Here is a 21,429-nt window from a genome sequence, read left to right on the forward strand (position 1 = left end):
GGTAGGTGAGGGTGGGACTTACGCGCCATGCACGGCGTCGCTGTCCTCTTGGCGCTGCTTGCAGGTCTTGAAGCCCTTGGCATCGACATGGCCGGTAGCGTCGAAGCGCACGTAGTAAGGCTGCTGCTTGCCGTCGCGGTTGAGGATGTAGTCGTTGCAGGTGCCCCCGTGCGGCAGGTCGATCACGTTCGACGGGCTGCCGCCGATGGCGATTACTTTCTGCATGGTCATGCCGTGTTCAACCTGCTTGACCAGCGGCTCGTCGCGGTAGGTGACGTAGTCCACCGGGTTTTCCGGGCGGCTGCCGCAGGCGGCCAGGGTGGCGCTTGCCAGAAGGATTGCCAGGGTCTGCTTGTACATGGTCCCGCTCCTTGCAAAGGGTCTGTGTGGTTTGGAACCACAGCGCGCGTCGGGAGTTCGATTGCGATGGTCATGATGGCCGCTGTAGTGTTGGCCGGTCGTCCACGGAAAGGGGCAGGGGCAATGCAGCAGGAATTGGCCACGCGATACCCGTTGGTGCTGGTGCCGGGCATGCTCGGGTTTGTCCGGTTGGTGCTCTATCCCTACTGGTTCGGCATCGTGCCGGCCCTGCGCAAGGGCGGGGCACAGGTGTTCCCGGTGCAGGTTTCGCCGCTGCACTCAAGCGAGGTGCGTGGCGAGCAGTTGCTGGCGATTATCGAAGGCATTTGCCAGCGCACCGGCGCCGACAAGGTCAACCTCATCGGCCATAGCCAGGGTGCCCTGAGTGCGCGCTACGCCGCGGCCAAGCGGCCGGACCGCGTGGCTTCGGTCACCTCGGTGGCTGGCCCCAACCACGGCTCGGAACTGGCCGACCACCTGGCGCGCACGGCGCCGGGCGATTCTGCCCAGGGGCGCATCCTCAAGGCCGTGCTGCATGGTTTTGCCCTGATGCTGGTGTGGCTGGAAACCGGCTGGCGCCGCGACCCGCTGCCGGTCGACGTGCACGCCTCGCACCAGTCGCTGACCAGCGCCGGGGTTGCGCTGTTCAACCAGGCTTATCCACAGGGCCTGCCGCAGGCCTGGGGCGGTGAAGGTGCCTATGAGGTCAATGGCGTGCGCTATTACTCCTGGTCCGGCACCTTGCAACCCGGCCTGACTGACCAGGGCCGCAACCGTTTTGACGGCAGCAACCGCTTTTGCCGCCTGTTTGCGCGCAGTTTCGTCAAGGAGAAGGGCCAGTGCGACGGTATGGTCGGGCGCTTCAGTTCGCACCTGGGGCAGGTAATTGGCGACGACTATCCGCTCGACCATCTGGACATCGTCAACCAGTCGCTGGGTGCCGTGGGCAAAGGCGCCGAGCCGCTGCGGCTGTTCACCGACCATGCCGCCCGGCTCAAGGCGGCAGGGCTTTAGCGGCGGATGGGGGTGGTCCAGCGCTCGGCCAGCACCACCCCGGCCAGGGTCAGCACGCCGCCGATCAGGTGATAACGGGCCAGTTGCTCGTCGAGCACCACGGCGGCGATCAGCGCAGTAACCACCGGCAGCAGGTTGAAGAACAGCGTGGTACGGCTTGGCCCCAGGCGGTGCACCGCCTGCATCCACACCAGCGGCGCGATCATCGAGGCCAGCAAGCAGGCATACAGCACCAGGCCGATGTTGTGGCTGTTCAGGCCGGTCTTGTCCGACAGCAGGAACAGCGGCAGTAGCACCACGATCGCCACCAGCACCTGCAGGTAAAGCAATTGCAGGGGTGGCAAGCGCAGCTGCCATTTTTTCAGCAGGAAGCTGTACAGCGCATAGGCCAGGGTGGCCACCAGCATCAACAGGTCGCCGCTGTTCAGGCCTTGTTCCAGCAGGCTGGCGGGGTGCCCGGCGCTGACCACTTCCAGTACGCCGAAGAATGAAACCACCGCACCCAGCAGCGCGCCGTAGCTCAGCCGCTGGCCCAGCCAGGCGATGGACAGCGCCAGCGACATCAATGGCATCAGCGAGAGGATGATGCCCATGTTGGTGGCGCTGGTGATGCCGGCGGCGAAGTAGGCCAGGCTCTGGTACAGCGCCATGCCCAGCACGCCGAGCACGAATACTTTGCCCAGGTGCGGGCGAATGGCTGCGCGGTTGCGCCACACGGCGGGCAGCAGGAACGGGGTGAACAGCAGCCCGGCCAGCAGCCAGCGGTAGAAGCCGATTTCGGCGGGGTGGATGGCACCGGCGGACATCTTGGTGACCACGGTATTGCCGGCCCAGATGAGGATGGCGGTGAGGGGGAACAGGTAATTCATGTAGCGGGGTACTCGTTTTTGGCTGATTGGGGCTGCTTTGCAGCCCTTCGCGGGCATGCCCGCTCCCACAGGAATCTGGAGGCTGACGCGGATCCTGTGGGGGCGGGCGCGCCCGCGAAGGCCTGCAAAGCAGGCCCTCGATAGGCCTGTATTATCGGTTGTCCGTCCACAAGCCTATACTCTTATACAGACAACCCACCCCGCCAAACAGTCAGCATGCCGCCCAAACACCTCGACATCCCCCAATTCACCCAGCTCCCTGCCCCGGTGTACTTTCGCCACGACGAGTTCGGTGCCGACACCCTCAGCGCCCCGCACCGCCACACCTGGGGCCAGCTCAACTATTCCGCTCATGGCGTGATGCAGCTGGATGTGGCCGGCCAGCGTTTCCTTTCGCCGCCACACTACGCCGTGTGGGTGCCGCCCGACACCGAGCATGGCTGCTACAACCCCCGGGCCATTGTCTACCGCTCAATCTACCTGGACCGCAGCCTGTGTGCCGCGCTGCCGCAGCAACCGTGCAGCCTGGTGATCAGCGACATCCTCAAAGCCATCCTCGGCGACTTCGCCCGGCGCGACCTCAAGGTGGCCGAGGACGCGCGCGACCAGCGCCTGGTGCAAGTACTGCTCGACCAGCTGCTGCTGGCGCCCACCCAGGCCTGCTACCTGCCATTTGCCCACAGCGATGGCCTGCGCCAGGTGCTTGATGCCCTTGGCGCGGAACCTGGCGACAACCGCCCACTGGCTGACTGGGCCGCGCAGGTACATGTCAGCGAGCGCACCCTGGCCCGCCAGTTCCTGCGCGAGCTGGGCATGAGCTTTGGTGAATGGCGCCTGCGCCTGCGCTTTCTGCGTGCCATCGAAGCGCTGGAGGCCGGCCTGCCGATTCAGGCCATCGCCTTCGACCTGGGCTACAGCAGCGCATCTGCGTTCATTGCCATGTTCCAGCGCCAGGCCCAGTGCACGCCCGAGCAATATCGCCGGCAGGCGCGGGCAGGGCGTTGAGAATTCTTGGCTACACTCAGCTCGACCCCCGTGCATCGGGCGCGGAGCCAAGGAGACCACTCCATGAAAGTGCTGCAAATCCCATTGCTGGTGTTGGCGGTGTTGTTCAGCGCCCAAGGCTTCGCCGCCAATACCGCGCAGCAGGAAAAGATGAAAACCTGCAATGCCGACGCCACCACCAAAGCCCTCAAGGGCGATGAGCGCAAAGCCTTCATGAGTACGTGCCTGAAGAAAGACGTGCCACAAACCCAGCAAGAGAAGATGAAAACCTGCAACGCCGACGCCACCGCCAAGACCCTCAAGGGAGACGAGCGCAAAGCGTTCATGAGCGACTGCCTGAAGAAGAAATGACCTGCGCCTATGCCTGCAGGCATAAGGCTGGCAGACTGCGGGCATTCCCGCTGTCTGCCGTCGAGGCTGTATGACCTTTACCCCCCGTCAGATCACGCTGGCCAGCCTGATCATTGTCATGGCCGGGCTGCTGCTGGCTTTGCCCCTCAAATTGTTGCCCAGCCTGCTTGCCGGGCTGCTGGTGTTCGAACTGGTCAACATGCTGACCCCGCGCCTGCAACCGCTGCTGGCCGGCCAACGGGCGCGCTGGCTGGCGGTGGCGCTGCTGGGTACGCTGGTGGTCAGTACCTTGACGCTGCTGATTGCCGGCGCCTTCAGCTTCCTGCTGCACGAGGCGGAAAACCCCGGCGCTTCGCTGGACAAGTTCATGGCCCTGGTCGAGCGCGCACGGGGCCAGCTGCCGCCGTTCATCGAGGGCTACCTGCCCGCCAGTGCCGCAGAGTTCAAGGTGGCCATCGGCGACTGGATCAAGAGCCACCTGAGCGATTTGCAGCTGGTGGGCAAGGGCATGGCGCACATGTTCGTGACGCTGCTGATCGGCATGATCCTCGGCGCCATCATCGCCTTGCAGCGCATTCCCGATGTATCACGGCGCAAGCCACTGGCGGCGGCGCTGTTCGAGCGCCTGAACCTGCTGGTGAAGGCGTTTCGCAATATCGTCTTCGCGCAGATCAAGATTTCCCTGCTCAACACGGCCTTCACCGGCATCTTCCTGGCGGTGGTGATGCCGCTGTTCGGCGTGCACCTGCCGCTGACCAAGACGCTGATCGTGCTGACCTTCCTGCTGGGCCTGCTGCCGGTGATCGGCAACCTGATGTCCAACACCCTGATCACCATCGTCGGCTTGTCGCTGTCGGTCTGGGTGGCGGCGGCAGCGCTGGGGTATCTGATCGTCATCCACAAGGTCGAGTACTTCCTCAACGCGAAGATCGTGGGCGGGCAGATCAGTGCCAAGGCGTGGGAGCTGTTGCTGGCGATGCTGGTGTTCGAGGCGGCATTCGGGCTGCCTGGAGTGGTGGCGGGGCCGGTCTACTATGCCTACCTGAAGAGTGAGCTGAAGCGCGAAGAGCTGGTCTGATCAGGTAGTTGACCTGTGCCGGCCTCTTCGCGGGCTTGCCCGCTCCCACAGGTACTGCACAAGTCTTGAGATCCGTGCGATCCCTGTGGGAGCGGGCAAGCCCGCGAAGAGGCCGGTACAGGCTAAACGCCGTACCGCTTGCGCGCCTCGATGGCCAGCCCGCTGCCAATGCTGCCAAAGATGTTGCCTTCCACATGCCGCGCATTCGGCAGCATCGCCGCCACGCTGTTGCGCAGCGCCGGAATCCCGCTGGAACCGCCGGTGAAGAACACCGTGTCGACCTGCCCTTCGCTCACCCCGGCCTTGGCCAGCAACTCGGTCACGCTGCCACGCACACGCTCCAGCAACCCCTCGATTGCGTCTTCAAACAGCACGCGGGTCAGTTCCGCCGTCAGCTCAGGCTCGACCCGCCGCAGGTCGATGCTGCGGCTGTCATGCTCGGTCAGCTCGATCTTGCTGGCCTCGACTTCCATCGCCAACCAGTGCCCCGCACGCTGCTCGATCAGCTTGAACAGGCGGTCGATGCCGAAACTGTCCTCGATGTCATAGCGCATGCTGCCCAGCGCCAGCTGCGACTTTTGCGAATACAGGGCGTTGATGGTGTGCCAGGTGGCCAGGTTGAGGTGGTAGCTGGTGGGCATCAGCGCGCCGCTCTTCATGCGGCTGCCGTAGCCGAACAGCGGCATCACGCCCTGCAGGCTCAACTGCTTGTCGAAGTCGGTACCGCCGATGTGCACGCCGCCGGTGGCGAGAATGTCGCTCTGGCGCTCGGCTACCAGGTGGCGCTCGGGCGACAGGCGGATCAGGGTGAAGTCGGACGTACCACCGCCGATGTCGACGATCAGCACCAGTTCTTCGCGGCTGATGCCCGACTCGTAGTCGAAGGCCGCGGCAATCGGCTCGTACTGGAACGACACGTCCTTGAAGCCGATCTTGCGCGCCACTTCGGCCAGGGTATCCTCGGCCTCCTGGTCGGCAGCCGGGTCTTCGTCGACAAAGAACACCGGGCGGCCCAGCACCACCTGGTCGAATTCGCGGCCAGCGGCAGCTTCGGCGCGCTTTTTCAGCTCGCCGATGAACATGCCCAGCAGGTCCTTGAACGGCAAGGCGCTGCCCAGCACGCTGGTGTCGTGCTTGATCAGCTTGGAGCCCAGCAGGCTTTTCAACGAGCGCATCAGGCGGCCTTCGTAGCCTTCCAGGTACTCGTGCAGCGCCAGGCGGCCATACACCGGGCGACGTTCCTCGATATTGAAGAACACCACCGAGGGCAAGGTGATCTTGCCGTCTTCCAGGGCGATCAGCGATTCCACGCCAGGGCGGTGCCAGCCGACCGTGGAGTTGGAGGTGCCAAAGTCGATGCCCAGGGCGCGGGCCGGGGATACGTCAGACATGGGAAATGAGCTTCCGGAGGCAAAACGGCCGCGCAGTGTATGCCAGTTGGCTACAGAATCAAGACCAGTCGTCTGCCATGGGGCAAACCCAAGGCGGCCTTGAAAGGCTATGCTTGACCCCTATCTTCAGTTGCAACACGCACATTCACATTGGTGATCCACAGATGGACTTCAAAGACTATTACAAGATACTCGGCGTAGAGCCAACGGCGGACGACAAGGCGATCAAGGCCGCGTACCGCAAGCTGGCGCGCAAGTATCACCCCGATGTCAGCAAGGAGCGCGACGCCGAGGACAAGTTCAAGGAGGCCAACGAGGCCTACGAAGTGCTGGGCGACGCGCAGAAACGTGCCGAATTCGACGAAATCCGCAAGTACGGTGGCCAGCATGGCCGGCCGTTCCAGGCGCCACCTGGCTGGGAAAACCGTGGCGGTGGCGGCGGCTTCGAGGGCGGCGACTTCTCCGACTTCTTCAGCTCGATCTTTGGTAGCCGGGGTGGTAACCCCTTTGGTGGCGCCCGGCAGCAGCAACGCAGTGCCGGCAGGCGGGGGCAGGACGTGGAGCTTGAACTGGCAGTATTCCTTGAAGAGACCCTGAGCAAGGAGTCCAAGCAGATCAGCTTCCAGGTGCCGCAAACCAATGCCATGGGCCAACGCACCGGGTTCACCACCAAGACCCTGAACGTGAAGATTCCGGCTGGTGTGACCGACGGCGAGCGCATCCGCCTCAAGGGCCAGGGCGCACCGGGCAGTGGCGGCGGGGCCAATGGCGACCTGTTCCTGACCATCCGCATGGCACCGCACCCGCTGTTCGATGTCGAAGGCCATGACCTGATCATCACTGTGCCGCTGGCACCGTGGGAGGCTGCCCTGGGTACCAAGGTGGCGGTGCCGACCCTGGAAGGCAAGATCAACCTGACCATCCGCCCCGACAGCCAGAGCGGCCAGCGCCTGCGCGTGCCGGGCAAGGGCCTGGCCAACAAGAGCGGCGAGCGCGGCAACCTTTACGCGCAACTGAAGGTGGTCATGCCGCCGAGCTCCGATGAGGCTGCCCGCGAACTGTGGACCCAGCTTTCCGAGAAGGCGGCGTTCAACCCGAGGACACAATGGAGTAAGTGATCATGAGCAGCACCCTGATCGTTCAACTGGACATGCGTACCCTGTGTCAGGAAGCCGATGTTACGGCGGACTGCGTGATCGAAATCGTCGAACACGGCATTGTCGAACCCTCCGGGCGAACGCCTGAGGACTGGTTGTTCGACGATCAGGCGCCGTTGTTGGCCAAGCGCGCGGCGAAGCTGCACCAGGAGCTGGAACTGGAGTGGGAAGGGGTGGCGCTGGCGCTGGAGCTGTTGCAGGAGGTGCAGCAGTTGCGCAGTGAGAACAGCATGCTGAAGCAGCGGCTGGGCAGGTTTACCCAGATGTAAGGGTTGCAGGCCCGGCCTCTTCGCGGGCTTGCCCGCTCCTACAGGTACAGCACAGATTTCGAGGCCTGTGGTGTACCTGTGGGAGCGGGCAAGCCCGCGAAGAATGTCACACGGAACTCAGCTGGGTTCAGCCCCCGGGTTCAGCACCAGCTGCATGAAGGTCAAATCCAGCCAGCGGCCAAACTTCACCCCCACCTGTGGCATCTGCCCGGTCACCACAAAGCCCAGCCGCTCATGAATGCGCACCGACGCCGCATTGCCACTTTCGATGGCCGCCACCATCACGTGCTTGCCGCAATCCCGTGCCCGCTCGATCAGCGCCGCCATCAACACCGGCCCCAGCCCTTTGCCACGCTGGTCACCACGCACATACACCGAATGCTCCACGGTCAGCCGGAAGCCTTCGAACGGCCGCCAGTCGCCAAACGAGGCATAACCCAGCACGCCGGTCTCATCCACCGCCACCAGAATCGGGTAACCCTGCTGCGCCCGTGCTTCGAACCAGGCCTGGCGGTTGCCAAGGTCAACCGGTGTTTCGTTCCAGATTGCCGTGGTGTTGCGCACGGCGTCGTTGTAGATGTCGAGGATGCCCGGCACGTCGGCGGGCAGGGCGTCGCGGATTTCGTAACTCATGACAGCGTCTCGCAAGGTCGTTGTTGGCAGATTAAATGGTTACCAGCCCACGCACACCTTCGGCTTGCATGTTTTCGCCGCGGCCGCGCTGGATGATTTCGCCACGGGCCATGACCAGGTACTGGTCGGCCAGTGCTTCGGCAAAGTCGTAGAACTGCTCCACCAGCAGGATCGCCATGTCGCCGCGCTCGGCCAGGCGGCGGATCACCGCACCGATTTCCTTGATGACCGAGGGCTGGATGCCTTCGGTCGGCTCATCAAGGATCAGCAGGCGCGGGCGGCTGGCCAGGGCGCGGCCGATGGCCAGCTGTTGCTGCTGGCCGCCAGAGAGGTCGCCGCCGCGGCGTTGCTTCATCTGCTCCAGCACCGGGAACAGTTCGTAGATGAACGCTGGCACTTCCCGGGCCTCACGGGCGGGGAAGCGCGACAGGCCCATCAGCAGGTTTTCCTCCACAGTGAGCCGCGGGAAGATTTCGCGGCCCTGGGGCACGTAGGCGATGCCCGCGTGCACCCGCTGCTGCGGTTTGAGGGCGGTGATCGGCTTGCCTTCCCATGTGATGCTGCCGTCGCGGGCGGGCACCAGGCCCATCAGGCAGCGCAGCAGGGTGGTCTTGCCCACGCCGTTGCGGCCCAGCAGGCAGGTGACTTCGCCAACCTTGGCTTCGAAGGACAGGCCGCGCAGGATGTGGCTGCCGCCGTAGTATTGGTGCAGGGTGTCGATCTTGAGCATGTTGGTATTCCTGAAAGGGTTGCTGTGCCTGTGCCGGCCCTTTCGCGGGCTCGCCCGCTCCCACAGGAAACTCGCGGATTTCGAGCCCTGTGGAGTACCTGTGGGAGCGGGCGAGCCCGCGAAAGGGCCGGCACAGGTTTCCTTGTCTAGCGGCCCAGATAAACCTCGACCACCCGCTCATCCGCCTGCACCTGCTCCAGCGAGCCCTCTGCCAGCACGCTCCCTTGGTGCAGCACGGTGACATGGTCGGCAATGCTCCCCACAAACCCCATGTCATGCTCCACCACCATCAGCGAATGCTTGCCGGCCAGGCCCTTGAACAGCTCGGCGGTGAACTCGGTCTCGGCATCGGTCATGCCCGCCACCGGTTCATCCAGCAACAGCAATTGCGGTTCCTGCACCAGCAGCATGCCGATCTCCAGAAACTGCTTTTGCCCGTGCGACAGCAGCCCGGCCGTGCGCTGGGCCAGCGGCAACAGGCGCAAAGTGGTCAGCACTTCTTCGATACGCTGGCGCTGCTCACCGCTCAAGCGCGCAGCCAGGCTGGCCCACACCGATTTGTCGGCCTTCAACGCCAGCTCCAGGTTCTCGAACACCGACAGCGCCTCGAACACCGTGGGCTTCTGGAATTTGCGGCCGATGCCGGCCTGGGCGATCTGGTATTCGCTCATGCAGGTCAGGTCGAGGGTGTCGCCAAAGAAGGCGCTGCCCGTGTCGGGGCGGGTCTTGCCGGTAATCACGTCCATCATCGTGGTCTTGCCGGCGCCGTTGGGGCCGATGATGCAGCGTAACTCGCCCACGCCGATGTACAGGTTCAGCGCGTTGAGCGCCTTGAAACCATCGAAGCTGACGCTGATGTCTTCCAGGCTCAGCACCGTGCCGTGACGGGCGTCGAGGCCGGCCTTGCGGCGCTGGCCCAGGCCGATGGCATCGCGGCCGGCGCCGAGGTTGTCGAACACCGGCTCAAGCATGAATTCCGGGTGTACCGGGGGCACGCCTCTCATGGCTGGCTCCTTTTCTTCAACAGGCCGACCACGCCCTTGGGCAGGTACAGGGTGACGACGATGAACAGCGCGCCGAGGAAGAACAGCCAGAACTCCGGGAAGGCCACGGTGAACCAGCTCTTCATGCCATTGACCAGGCCGGCGCCGAGCAGCGAGCCGATCAGCGTGCCGCGCCCGCCCAGGGCCACCCACACGGCGGCTTCGATGGAGTTGGTCGGCGACATCTCGCTGGGGTTGATGATGCCCACCTGCGGCACGTACAACGCGCCTGCCAGGCCACACAGCACGGCGCTGAGCACCCACACCAGCAGCTTGAAACCACGCGGGTCGTAGCCACAGAACATCAGGCGGTTTTCGGCGTCGCGCACGGCGGTGAGCAGGCGGCCGAACTTGCTGCGGGTCAGGCGCCAGCATAGGTACAGGCTGGCCAGCAGCAACCCGACGGTGAGCAGGAACAACACCGCCCGGGTGCCTTGCGCGGTAATGTCGAAGCCGAGGATGGTGCGGAAGTTGGTAAAGCCGTTGTTACCGCCAAAGCCGGTTTCGTTGCGGAAGAACAGCAACATGCCGGCGAAGGTGAGGGCCTGGGTCATGATCGAGAAGTACACGCCCTTGATTCGCGAACGGAAGGCGAACCAGCCGAACACCAGCGCCAGCAACCCCGGCGCCAGCACCACCAGGCACAGGGCCCAGGCAAAGTGCTGGGTGCCGGCCCAGTACCACGGCAGTTCGGTCCACGACAGGAAGGTCATGAACCCCGGCAGGCCGTCACCGGCCGCCTGGCGCATCAGGTACATGCCCATGGCATAGCCGCCCAGGGCGAAGAACAGGCCGTGGCCCAGCGACAGCAAGCCGGCGTAGCCCCAGACCAGGTCCAGGGCCAGGGCGACAATGGCATAGCAGAGGATCTTGCCGACCAGGGTCAGGGTGTAGGCCGACACTTGCAGGGCATGGTCGGCCGGCAGCAACGATAGCAGTGCAAGGCCGACCAGCAGCAGGATGACGACGGTGCCGATGGCCAGCGTCAGGCGGGGGCCGGCCTTTTGCGTAGCAGTGACAAGCAGTGGCTGGTTCATCAGTCGATTACCCGTCCCTTGAGGGCGAACAGGCCTTGCGGGCGCTTCTGGATGAACAGAATGATCAACGCAAGGATGAGGATCTTGCCGAGCACGGCACCGATTTGCGGCTCCAGCAGCTTGTTTGCGATGCCAAGGCCGAAGGCTGCCCAGAGGCTGCCGGCCAGTTGCCCGACGCCACCCAGCACCACCACCAGGAACGAGTCGATGATGTAGCTCTGGCCCAGGTCCGGGCCGACGTTGCCGACCTGGCTCAGGGCCACGCCGCCCAGCCCGGCGATGCCAGAACCCAAACCGAATGCGAGCATGTCGACGCGCCCGGTGGACACGCCGCAGCAGGCGGCCATGTTGCGGTTCTGGGTAACTGCACGCACGTTCAGGCCCAGCCGCGTGCGGTTGAGCAGCAGCCAGGTGAGCAGCACCACGGCCAGGGCGAAGCCGATGATCACCAGGCGGTTGTACGGCAGCACCAGGTTGGGCAACAGCTGGATGCCGCCCGACAGCCAGGCCGGGTTGCTGACCTCGACGTTCTGCGCGCCGAACAGCAGGCGGATGGCCTGGATCAGGATCAGGCTGATGCCCCAGGTGGCCAGCAGGGTTTCCAGCGGGCGACCGTAGAGGTGGCGGATCACGGTGCGTTCCAGCGCCATGCCGACCCCGGCACTGACGGCGAAGGCCACCGGCAAGGCGATCAGCGGGTAGAACTCGATGGCATCTGGGGCGTAGCGCTGCACCAGCACCTGGACCATGTAGGTGCTGTAGGCGCCGAGCATCAGCATCTCGCCGTGGGCCATGTTGATTACCCCGAGCAGGCCGAAGGTGATCGCCAGGCCCAGCGCCGCCAGCAGCAGGATCGAGCCCAGCGACAGGCCGCTGAAGGCCTGGCCGAGCAGTTCGCCAACCAGCAGCTTGCGCTTGACCTGGGCCAGGCTGGTTTCGGCCGCGGTGCGCACGCCTGGGTCGCTTTCTGCATCGGGTTGCAGCATTGCTTCGAGGCGGGTGCGGGCTAGCGGGTCGCCGGTTTCACCTAGCAGGCGCACGGCGGCCAGGCGTACGGCTGGCTCGCTGGCGCCCAGTTGCAGGTTGGCCAGGGCCAGGCCGAGGGCGGCGTGTACGGCGGCGTCCGGTTCGCTGGCGAAGCGCCGGTCGAGGAAGGCCATTTGCGCCGGTTGAGCACTTTTTTGCAGTTGCTGGGCGGCGGCCAGGCGGGTGTCGTTGTTGTCGCTGAGCAGCTGGTGGCTGGCCAGGGCGTTGTCGATCAGGCCGCGCAGGCGGTTGTTCAGGCGCAGCTTGCGGGTGTCATCGGCAGCGATGCGGCCTTGGCGCAGGTTGTCCAGCAGCGGCAGGCGTGCGGCGTCGGGTTGCGCCGCCCAGCTTTCGAGCAGGCGGGCTTGCTCGGCGGGCTTGGCGGTGAGGAAAAATTCGCCCTCGCTGGCCTGGGTGGCCAGGGGGAATAGCAGGAGCAGGGTAAGCAGGAGTCTGAGCATGCGGGCAATCCTGGAAATCGGCGGTGGATTCTTCGCGGGCATGCCCGCTCCCACAGGTACATCACACGCCCTGTGGGAGCGGGCGAGCCCGCGAATGGGCTGCAAAGCAGCCCCAGTGCACTCAGTTACCTTTCACTGCATAGTCCGGCCGCTTTTCATTCCCCGGAATGAACGGGCTCCACGGCTGCGCCCGCAGCGGCTGTTCGGTTTCCCACACCACACTGAACTGCCCGTCATCCTGGATCTCGCCGATCATCACCGGCTTGTGCAGGTGGTGGTTGGTCTTGTCCATGGTCAAGGTAAAGCCCGAGGGCGCCTTGAAGCTTTGCCCGGCCAGCGCCTCACGCACCTTGTCGACGTCGGTGGACTTGGCTTTCTCTACCGCCTGCGCCCACATGTGGATACCCACGTAGGTGGCTTCCATCGGGTCGTTGGTCACTGCCTTGTCGGCGCCCGGCAGGCCCTTGGCCTTGGCGTAGGCCTTCCAGTCGGCGACGAACTTCTGGTTGACCGGGTTATCCACCGACTCGAAGTAGTTCCAGGCGGCCAGGTGGCCCACCAGTGGCTTGGTGTCGATACCGCGCAGTTCTTCTTCACCCACCGAGAACGCCACCACCGGCACGTCGGTGGCCTTCAGGCCCTGGTTGGCCAGTTCCTTGTAGAACGGCACGTTGGAGTCGCCGTTGACCGTGGAGATGACCGCCGTCTTGCCGCCGGCAGAGAACTTCTTGATGTTGGCGACGATGGTCTGGTAATCGGCGTGGCCGAACGGCGTGTATACCTCTTCGATGTCCTTGTCGGCCACGCCTTTGCTGTGCAGGAAGGCGCGCAAAATCTTGTTGGTGGTGCGCGGGTAGACGTAGTCGGTGCCCAGCAGGAAGAAGCGCTTGGCGCTGCCGCCGTCTTCGCTCATCAGGTATTCCACCGCCGGGATGGCTTGCTGGTTGGGCGCGGCGCCGGTGTAGAACACGTTCGGCGACATCTCTTCACCTTCGTATTGCACGGGGTAGAACAGCAGGCCGTTGAGTTCTTCGAACACCGGCAGCACCGATTTGCGCGATACCGACGTCCAGCAGCCGAACACCACCGCGACCTTGTCCTGGGTCAGCAGCTGGCGGCTTTTTTCGGCGAACAGCGGCCAGTTGGAGGCCGGGTCGACCACCACCGGTTCGAGCATCTTGCCATTGACCCCGCCCTTGGCGTTGATCTGCTCGATGGTCATCAGCGCCATGTCCTTGAGCGACGTCTCGGAAATGGCCATGGTCCCCGACAGCGAATGCAGGATGCCGACCTTGATGGTTTCGGCGGCCTGGATACTCCAGCTCAGGCCCATTGCGGCAATCGATGCGCTAAGGGTAAAAGCCTTGATCAGACTGCGACGCTTCATGTGCTCTCTCCGCTGGTTTTTTATGTGTTGGGCAAGCGGGGAGGGGCGTTGCAAGGGGTGTGCCTAGTGGCGAAAGCGGCGGGATAGAGGGGTTGTGCGAGGTGTTGGGGCGTTTGTGCGGGCCAGGTTGGTGCCAGGGGGATTTGTGTGCACAGGATTGGGGCCGCTGTGCGGCCCATCGCCGGCAAGCCAGCTCCCACCTCGACCGCATCGTTCATGAGCAATATGCAGTACTTGTGGGAGCTGGCTTGCCGGCGATGGGCTGCAAAGCAGCCCCCGAGGCCATCAGCCGTTACGCATCGCCCTGTTGCGCTGTGGCAACCTCTTTCCTGATCTTGGCTATCTCCTTGATGAAATCGCCATCACCCGCCTTGGCCGTATAAACCATGTTGAATCGAATGTCTTCGATGATCGAAAGGTCCTTGAGCAGGCCCTCATCGCCCAATAGCTCCAGCGTCCACTGCGAGATAGCGCCGGTACCTTCGAACGGCAGGTAACGGCCATCGTGGAACATCAATTCATACACCCAGGTACCGGCATCGTAGCCAAGCCCGTCTTCGGCCACGGTTGACGACAACGCGATCTGCTGGTTTTCGCGGGGGTTGCGCAGGACCAGTCTGGGGTTATCTTTCGCGCTCTTCACCACGACTTCGTCCTCCTTGCCTGGATAGAACGAGCGAGCTGCATTCTTGTCAGGCTCAAGCAGCGTGGTACTGGCTGTTTGCTTGAGGATTGCACACAGCTCTTGCGTTTTTTTGTCTGCCTTGAGTACCAGCGTGACGGACACATATTTCAGTTGGCGGAGGTACTGACCCGGGTAACCTTTGTCGAAATCATCTGCCTTGAATTCGAACGTGTGGGTCAGTGATGTGGTGCGTTTAGCGTTCTTTATGAAAATACCGGCCCACTTTTCTTCGGCCTTGGTTGCATCACTGTCCAGCTGGTTCTTGAGGCTGAACGACTTCTTGATCGTCAGCCGCCGCTCGTTTCTGGCCAGGTATTCATTCTCCATCTGCTGCAAGTTCACCAGCAGCGATTCACCCACCAGCATGCCTTTGTAGTTGTCGCGCCAGGCGCTGGTATCGATGAAACTGTCACGCCGGTAGTCTCCGATTTCATAGCGCCAGGCGGCCTCTACTCCCATGCACAGCGAACGTACAGCGTCGTAGGCCGCCCCGTAGATCTGCTCCTGGCGTGCCACCAGCCAGTTATAGACGGGGATGATGGTAAACCCGGTGGTCATGGACACGTAGGCTTCCTTCAGGTTGACCAGGTCCTGTCGGCACTGGTCAAGGGCAATGGTACTGGCATTGAGTTCGATGTTGGTTTCGGCCAGTTGTTGGTCAAGGATCTTCAGATCCCATTCAACCTGGCTTTTTTCAAATACCCACTCCGCTGCGCGGCGGTTGTAACCTGCCTGGATCGTCAGCTCGTCGGCGATCATTTTTGAAGCTTCAGCTGCGGCAGATAAGGCCTGGGCGGTTCTGGCTATGGGGGCTGCTGGCTGGTTGCCACCAATCGCCATGCCGTAAATGGTAGGCACCGCCACTTCCAAACCGCCAGCCAGGAACTGGAAGGGAATACCCATAAGCGTTGACGCATTGGCGATCCAGGTGAACGCGGTGGCTGCCTCTTCTTCCGGGGATCGACCGACGTCGATGAGTTCGCTGAGATATGTTTTCTGTGCGGCTACTTTATCGCGGCTTATCAGCAGTCCTTTTTTCTTCGCCTTAATGGTGTTAACAGCCTCTTTTTGCAAGAGTATTGCAAATTCAGACATCTTGATATCCTGCGCTTTCAATTGCACCGACAGGCTGGTGTTAAACTCTTCTTCCATCAAACTCATGTAGTGCCGGCCGAAATCCGACAACTGTTGCGCCGCTGCCCTGGCAAGGGGCAGCAGTTGGCGGAAGCGGTAGTGCGGGATCTCAGCCTGGCCGCTGCGGTAAGGGATAGGCAGGTTGCTCACGCCGCCTCGCCCATTGTCGAAAGCGTCCAGGCTTTCGCTGCTCCAGTCCAGCGGTGGGAGCTTCTTGCCATCAAGGGTAAGCCCATTGCGCAGGTTGTACAGCCGGCTTTGCAGGGTTTGGTGCAGGTCAAGCACCCGGCCATTGATTGGTCGGCGGAAGCTGCCTTCGTTGACCGAGGCCAAGGTCACAGCGTTCCAGCGCGAGGCATTGCTGCCTTGTGGCAGAGGGCCGAGCAATTGTTGCACCTGCTGGTAGCACAGCCAGGCCTGGTTCAGTGAACTGAGGGTGAGCTGGCGGTAAAAGTGGTCGCCCTGTAACTGCCAGTTTTCCAGTAGCGACAAGTAGATCGCCTGCTGGTAGTGACGCGAAAGGGTGAACACCCGGCTGATGGGGTCGACACCCTTGCGCAGGGAAGAACTCAAGGTGCCCACCTGGGCAAGCGGGCGGGTGCCCCAAGGCGCGGGTCGGCCATGCGCGTCGGCTTTGGTCCGGTAAGGGTTGAACAGGTAACGCAGGTACCAGTCTTCGGCTTCTTCGAACTGTTGTTGTTCGGTCAGGCGCATGGCCACCAGGGCGGGTACATGCAGGAACAGTTCTCGGAAGTAAAGAGCATTTGCGCCGTGGAAGTCCATGTCGACAAGCGTGCCAGAATCTGATTCAAGGCTCGGTTCTTGCAGTTTCTGCGTGTCCCAGGCAAGTACCTGCTCGACCCCCTGGCTGGCGCGTGCGACGAGGTTCTTGCCGAACAGTGTATTGAGGCGGATCTTATGTGTTGGGAGTTTAGGGTTATCCTCTTCAACCTGGCTCAGGTCGAGATACTGTGCCTGGTTTGCATTGGATGCAAGGGAAACAGTCCAGGTCTCGTCAGCGGCGGTGTTTGACGTTATCTCGTATACTACTTCCCCCTGGCTGAGCATATCATGCATGGAGTCCCAAGGGTACCATTCAGTTAGTATCTTGATTTCCTTGTATTCGCTTATGTCGATTTGCGGTTCGAGTTTGGTTGGGTTTGTTTCGTGGAATACTTGCGTAACAAGGTGCGTTGCTTCAGGTATTAGAACATTGTCTCCAAAAAATTTTACAGTAAGACTATATTTAAACCCCCGATCCATTTCTGGGGTTTCAGGAAAGACTACAAAGACTCGGATTTTATCTTTGCTGGTAGAGGCAAAATCAACATAAGATGAGTCATTTTCTAAGCTGGAGCTTTTTAGTTTTAACTGCCTTGGGTTGCCGTTGTAAGGGTGCTGGATGTCGTGCGCGTTTTTGTAAGATGCCCGGAGCGAAACATAGAGTTTGTGAGCGTCTGTATCAGCTATTAGCTTGTTCTCGAGCAACAGGAGGTCTCGCGCTTCAAGGTAATAGTCGGTATTGCGCTTATGCTCCGTTTCTTTTCCTTTTTCCAAAATCTTTTCACTATCATGCAATAGCGCAGTTAGCAATAGCTCATTACCATTGCTTTCCTGAACCACCACGATCAAGCCAGGCATGAAGCTCACATCTTTCGCGCGTGTTTCATCCCATTTTCCGTCTTTATAGCCATTCAGGCAGAACAGCTCATTACCGGTACTCCAGGTCAAGTCGCTTTGTTGGAATATAAAATTCACCGACAGCTTGCGCTTGTCATGCAAGGTCTTGTTCTGGTTTTTGTGATCCGGCAGGTCAGTGCTGCCACGCTCTGCCCAGAACACATACCGACGACCAGCAATCACCACCGGGCGTACGGTGTCGTAAAGCTTGCCATTGGACTTGCTTTGGGCAATTTCACCCGTGGCCGCCAGCTCGATTTTCTCCCACTCGCTCCAGGCCAGCGGGCTTAGCCGGTTCTGATCGTCACGCAGGCTGATGTCCAGTGTTCGCCAGTAATATTCGTAGGGTGTGGTGTTGGTCTTGGCGATAAGGTGATAGGTGTCATGCTTGGGATCATGCCCATCCAGGTAGCCGCTGATCACTTGCAGGTTGCTGACCCGTTCGAACTTGGCCAGGTAGCTGCAGATGGCGGTGTGCAGCAGCGAGGTGTCCATCTTGCCCTGGTTGAGGGCTACCTCCAGTTCCTGGAACGCCACGCTCTTGTTGGTGCGGTTGGCGTAGTAGATGAGGTTGGCGGGGTGGTTGTAGCGGTCGATCAGGCGTTTCCACGTACCGTACTGCCCCAGCCCAGTCTGCCATTCGGCCTGATCCTCGCCGGAAGGGCCGGTGTCGCCATACCCCGGCTCAAGCCGCGCAAACAGCCGTGAAAGGTAGTGCTGCAGGCTGCCGATGGCCTGGTTCAGCAACGTGGTGGTGACCTCGCTGGCGACCTGGATATCGGTCAGGCAGTAACTCGACAGGTCATCGAAGGAGGTCACGCTGGGTTTCGCATCAGGCTCAGGCGGTGCCCAGTGTGCGATCAGGTAGCCGGCCAGTGCGTCGCGCCAGTGTTCACGCATCTGTTTGTCTATTACTTCGCGCAGCCCGTCATCGAGGCCGGCCATCAGCAACTGGCTGGCACCCTCGAACTCCCGGTACGGCGAGGTCTCGCTGAGCTCGCTGAGGCTCAGCAGCGAGTGGCACGCCAGGCCGGTTTTCTCGCATAGCAGTTTCAGCCGCAGGATATAGTCGATGTCGCTGATGGTGCTGGGCACACAGGGCGTGCCGACCAGACGCTTGACCGTTCCAGGCCGGTCAGCGAGTTCTTCCATGGCAATCGGGAAGTAGCCAAATTTGACGTCTGTTTTGAAACGTTCCCATACACTTACCCATAAATCAGGCTTATATCCTTTGTTGTACTGTCCCTTCGTGAGTAACAGCGGCCCCGGGTTTTGCTTGAGAAATTCAATCAGTTTGTCCACACTACCTTGTAACTTATCGCCGTATGCGTTGGACCCCGTGCGGCGGACAATAAAATTCTGGAAGAAGTACCTGATTCCTTTTTCATCGTAGTAGGCACGTTCTGTGTCGGAAAGTGTTTCCAGGAAGTCGTCAAAGGTCGGCCTTGTGTCCTCTACCGTCTCTACCTTCATGATGTTCGGGCAGGCCTCTTCCACTTCGCGCTTATCCCACCCTACCAAGGTACCTAATGCCTTGACCGATTGAGCAACCTTTTGTGGATCGATGGACAAACGGTGCCTGGTCAGATAATCGATAACGTCACGCTCATCGGCGCCATTGGCTCTGGCCACCTCGACCCAAGCCCGGAAGCGACTGAGTTGATAGCACAGGTCGAGGTTAATGGCCTCGTCCGGGGCCTTTTCCAGGTCGAACCATTCCGGCTTGTCACACAGTGCCCTTAGCAGGCCGGGGCTTACACGCAGCAGGCCCACAAGCGCGCAGCGGCGCTCGGCTTTGGACCACACCAGGCTTGATTTCCACCGGTCATCGGCCGTGGCCTCGCTGGTCGGGTCGAGGATCGTTATCGCTGCCCTCAGCACCTGCGCTGCTGTCGTACCGGGCCAGCCCAATAGTGCCGTCATGTGCTGCAGGCTGAGGCTGGGCTGAGGCCGCAGGTTGCCAAATATGAACAGCAGCAAGCTTGCTGCCGCTTCTTGCTGATCGCTTTCCGTAGCCTCGGGGAGCAGAGCTTTCCTGATAAGTTCGCCATGCTTCTGAAGGGGGCCCTGCAGCGAGCTGCCCACCGTCATCTCCGCTGTGGGTACTGGCGCCAACGTCACCAGCAGAACACTGGGCAGGATCTGCTGTTGGCGCAGCCACTGGTCAAGGTTGCCAAGCGCGACCAGGGTGTCGAGCACATCGCTGGCACCTGGAACATCACTGATCAGCGGCGTGCCTGCCAACTGTTTAAGCACATCGGTGCCCGACGTTGCCAGCAGCTCAACCAAAGCGCTTGCTTCGCGGGCGGAGCGCTTGAACAGGCGATGTAAACGGCTGAGGCGATACAGCGCAGAAATCAACGACAGCGACACTTTGTACGCCTTCAGCCCTTGCGCCTGCTTGACCTGCGCGAGGTACACCAAGGTTGCCTGCTCATCCACGCCCAAGGCCTTGGCCAGTGCTGGCACGACCTTGAACTGGCCGTCCTGGCCATCGGCCGGGTCGAATACGCGATCGTCGAGGATCAGTGGGTTGGGTGTGTCGAGCTGGCCGGCACCTGGGCCATCGAGTACCCGGTCGAGCATCGGTGCTTGCTCGCCAACCGCAAACGGGTTGATTTCACACACCAGGGCGGCGAACTGTTCGGCGTTTATGCCGTAGGCCTCGTTCAGGTAACGGAAAACCCCCATGGCACGGATAGTGGATGGCGACAGGTGCCAGTTGCCGAACTGACCTTCGGCACGCAGGATTGACGTCAACAGCAGGTCGACGTCCTTGAATGGCAGCGCCAGCGCCCGTTGCAGGTGGATCATCTGGTACATGCGCGACAGGCAGTCGTAATCCATTGAGTCAAACCGCGGTTTGATACCCGCCCCGGCCAGGGCATCCTTGATCGTGAGTGGCGTTTTTCGGCGCGCATTGATGTATGCCGCGCCGTAATGGAATTTGTCCAGTACAGGCTTGCCGGTGGGGCGGTAGGCATTGGAGCTGCGCACCAGGCTGTAGCTGGCCGCAGCATTGTCATCGATCCCGGCCACGGCCAGCATTTCCAGTATCTGCTCGAAGCTCAGCCCGGTTCGGCGGCCGAATGTTTCGACATCGAGCAACGAAGCAATGGCCTTTTTGGCGTCGATATCGGCCATACCGTACCACTGACGCCATTCGTTGCCGGTCGCGCGCAAGGGCTTTTCTTCCAGTAGCAAGGCTTGCAGGGCGGGGCTGAAGCCACTGGCGTTACGCATGACCTGGCGCAGCTCATCGCTGCGAAACCCTTCGTAGCAGAAGCTGGGGTAGCTGTATTGCGTTTGCTGTAGCAGTTCGAAGTAGGGAATGCGCTTGTACGAGAGCACTGCCTTGACTTGCTCGTGGGCATAGTTGAACGGCAGGTGGGCATGCTGGCCTGCGCTGGCCAGTACCTCGGGCAAGTAAGCCGTTGCCCCGGCACGGTCCTGAGCATGGTACGTGAGGGCGCGAATGGCCAGGGTCAGCGCGCTGACGGGGTGTTCCAGTTTGCCGGGATCGAGCAGCAGTGCGCCGATGTCCGGGCGCCGTTGCGCCAGTGTCAGGCGGCTGGTGTCCGTACTGGCCGCCTCCATTTCCAGGGCCTTTTGGTAGAGGGCGTGCAGATAGGCGATGGGCCCGGTGTTCGATTCGGGCGCATCGGGGCTGCACGGGTTGGCCAACTGTTCGGGGAAGAGCTTGGCGTAGGTGTGGGCGGTAGCGGCTTGCTCGGTCATGCGGGCGTGCTCCCTGCTGGATGAGGATGGTCATTGCCATACATCGCGGTCTGGGAGTATTTGAGGGCTAAGGTGGGGAGGTCACAACTGGCAAAAATATCAGGTCGAGGCAGGACGAATGCCGCAACGCAGGTGCGGCAGGCGATGCGGCACAGCTGAAGAGTTTTGACACATAAGCGGCACTTGAGTACCGTGCCGCACCGCAGTAGTTTCTGCGGTACGGGATTGGCGTCCCGTTGTCAGAACCGGACACATCGCACTTGCGATAGTTGTGTCCTGCATGGTTGCACCCGTTATGGGCGGAGCCGTGTGTGGGAGCCTTCGGGCTCACCGGGCCTTCTGACCGGCACGCCAACCCGCACGGCTCCGTCCACCCATATT

At 61.7% G+C, this 21,429-nt stretch carries 16 protein-coding genes; 6 read left to right on the forward strand and 10 right to left on the reverse strand.

Annotated elements, in window-relative coordinates; translation table 11 throughout:
- Positions 1 to 18: 18 nt before the first annotated feature.
- On the reverse strand, positions 19 to 360 hold the full coding sequence (gene osmE, locus ACIQUI_RS09540; protein ID WP_027592558.1) for an osmotically-inducible lipoprotein OsmE: 342 nt from the start codon (positions 358 to 360) through the stop codon (positions 19 to 21).
- 123 nt (positions 361 to 483) lie between these two features.
- Here osmE and ACIQUI_RS09545 point away from each other — a divergent pair, with 123 nt between their 5' ends.
- The gene (locus tag ACIQUI_RS09545) at positions 484 to 1,374 is read left to right on the forward strand and encodes an alpha/beta fold hydrolase (protein WP_403197480.1); all 891 of its coding nucleotides are present in this window, start codon (positions 484 to 486) and stop codon (positions 1,372 to 1,374) included.
- Here ACIQUI_RS09545 and ACIQUI_RS09550 read toward each other — a convergent pair.
- Entirely contained in the window at positions 1,371 to 2,243 is an 873-nt protein-coding gene (locus ACIQUI_RS09550; protein WP_403197483.1) for a DMT family transporter, read from the reverse strand. The two genes, ACIQUI_RS09545 and ACIQUI_RS09550, sit on opposite strands and share 4 nt — an antisense overlap.
- A gap of 216 nt (positions 2,244 to 2,459) precedes the next feature.
- Here ACIQUI_RS09550 and ACIQUI_RS09555 point away from each other — a divergent pair, with 216 nt between their 5' ends.
- The 3 genes from ACIQUI_RS09555 (at position 2,460) to ACIQUI_RS09565 (ending at position 4,677) form a co-directional block, all read left to right on the forward strand.
- A complete protein-coding gene (locus tag ACIQUI_RS09555; RefSeq protein WP_403197486.1) occupies positions 2,460 to 3,248 on the forward strand; it encodes an AraC family transcriptional regulator in 789 nt (262 codons plus the stop codon).
- A 63-nt stretch (positions 3,249 to 3,311) separates the two neighbouring features.
- A complete protein-coding gene (locus ACIQUI_RS09560) occupies positions 3,312 to 3,599 on the forward strand; it encodes a PsiF family protein (RefSeq protein ID WP_403197489.1) in 288 nt (95 codons plus the stop codon).
- Positions 3,600 to 3,669: 70 nt separating this feature from the next.
- Positions 3,670 to 4,677 carry an AI-2E family transporter gene (locus ACIQUI_RS09565; protein WP_403197492.1) on the forward strand — a complete coding sequence of 336 codons (1,008 nt, stop codon included), beginning with the start codon at positions 3,670 to 3,672 and terminating at the stop codon, positions 4,675 to 4,677.
- 122 nt (positions 4,678 to 4,799) lie between these two features.
- On the opposite strand, the gene ACIQUI_RS09570 is transcribed toward ACIQUI_RS09565, so the two are convergent.
- Positions 4,800 to 6,068: an Hsp70 family protein gene (locus ACIQUI_RS09570; RefSeq protein ID WP_403197495.1), complete on the reverse strand. Its 1,269-nt coding sequence runs from the start codon at positions 6,066 to 6,068 to the stop codon at positions 4,800 to 4,802.
- 164 nt (positions 6,069 to 6,232) lie between these two features.
- On the opposite strand from ACIQUI_RS09570, the gene cbpA reads away from it, so the two are divergent.
- Complete coding sequence (gene cbpA, locus ACIQUI_RS09575) at positions 6,233 to 7,186, forward strand: curved DNA-binding protein (protein ID WP_403197498.1); 954 nt, start codon at positions 6,233 to 6,235, stop codon at positions 7,184 to 7,186.
- A 2-nt stretch (positions 7,187 to 7,188) separates the two neighbouring features.
- Complete coding sequence (locus ACIQUI_RS09580; RefSeq protein WP_201202507.1) at positions 7,189 to 7,494, forward strand: chaperone modulator CbpM; 306 nt, start codon at positions 7,189 to 7,191, stop codon at positions 7,492 to 7,494.
- Between the two features lie 117 nt (positions 7,495 to 7,611).
- Here ACIQUI_RS09580 and ACIQUI_RS09585 read toward each other — a convergent pair whose 3' ends face one another.
- The 7 genes from ACIQUI_RS09585 to ACIQUI_RS09615 form a co-directional block, all read right to left on the reverse strand.
- On the reverse strand, positions 7,612 to 8,127 hold the full coding sequence (locus ACIQUI_RS09585; protein WP_403197502.1) for a GNAT family N-acetyltransferase: 516 nt from the start codon (positions 8,125 to 8,127) through the stop codon (positions 7,612 to 7,614).
- A 31-nt stretch (positions 8,128 to 8,158) separates the two neighbouring features.
- Positions 8,159 to 8,857, reverse strand: a complete 699-nt coding sequence (gene urtE / locus ACIQUI_RS09590) for an urea ABC transporter ATP-binding subunit UrtE (protein WP_403197505.1) — start codon at positions 8,855 to 8,857, stop codon at positions 8,159 to 8,161.
- Positions 8,858 to 9,003: 146 nt separating this feature from the next.
- A complete protein-coding gene (gene urtD / locus ACIQUI_RS09595; protein WP_403197509.1) occupies positions 9,004 to 9,861 on the reverse strand; it encodes an urea ABC transporter ATP-binding protein UrtD in 858 nt (285 codons plus the stop codon).
- Entirely contained in the window at positions 9,858 to 10,937 is a 1,080-nt protein-coding gene (gene urtC / locus ACIQUI_RS09600) for an urea ABC transporter permease subunit UrtC (protein ID WP_403197512.1), read from the reverse strand. The genes urtD and urtC overlap by 4 nt, the downstream gene beginning before the upstream one ends.
- Positions 10,937 to 12,466, reverse strand: a complete 1,530-nt coding sequence (gene urtB, locus ACIQUI_RS09605; protein ID WP_403197514.1) for an urea ABC transporter permease subunit UrtB — start codon at positions 12,464 to 12,466, stop codon at positions 10,937 to 10,939. Before urtB ends, urtC begins: the two co-directional genes overlap by 1 nt.
- 79 nt (positions 12,467 to 12,545) lie before the next feature.
- Entirely contained in the window at positions 12,546 to 13,811 is a 1,266-nt protein-coding gene (urtA, locus tag ACIQUI_RS09610) for an urea ABC transporter substrate-binding protein (RefSeq protein WP_403197517.1), read from the reverse strand.
- A 292-nt stretch (positions 13,812 to 14,103) separates the two neighbouring features.
- On the reverse strand, positions 14,104 to 21,048 hold the full coding sequence (locus ACIQUI_RS09615; protein ID WP_403197520.1) for a neuraminidase-like domain-containing protein: 6,945 nt from the start codon (positions 21,046 to 21,048) through the stop codon (positions 14,104 to 14,106).
- Between the last annotated feature and the right edge of the window lie 381 nt (positions 21,049 to 21,429).

The organism is Pseudomonas sp. NPDC090592 (genome assembly GCF_044769185.1).
In the GTDB taxonomy this organism is placed as follows: Bacteria; Pseudomonadota; Gammaproteobacteria; order Pseudomonadales; family Pseudomonadaceae; genus Aquipseudomonas.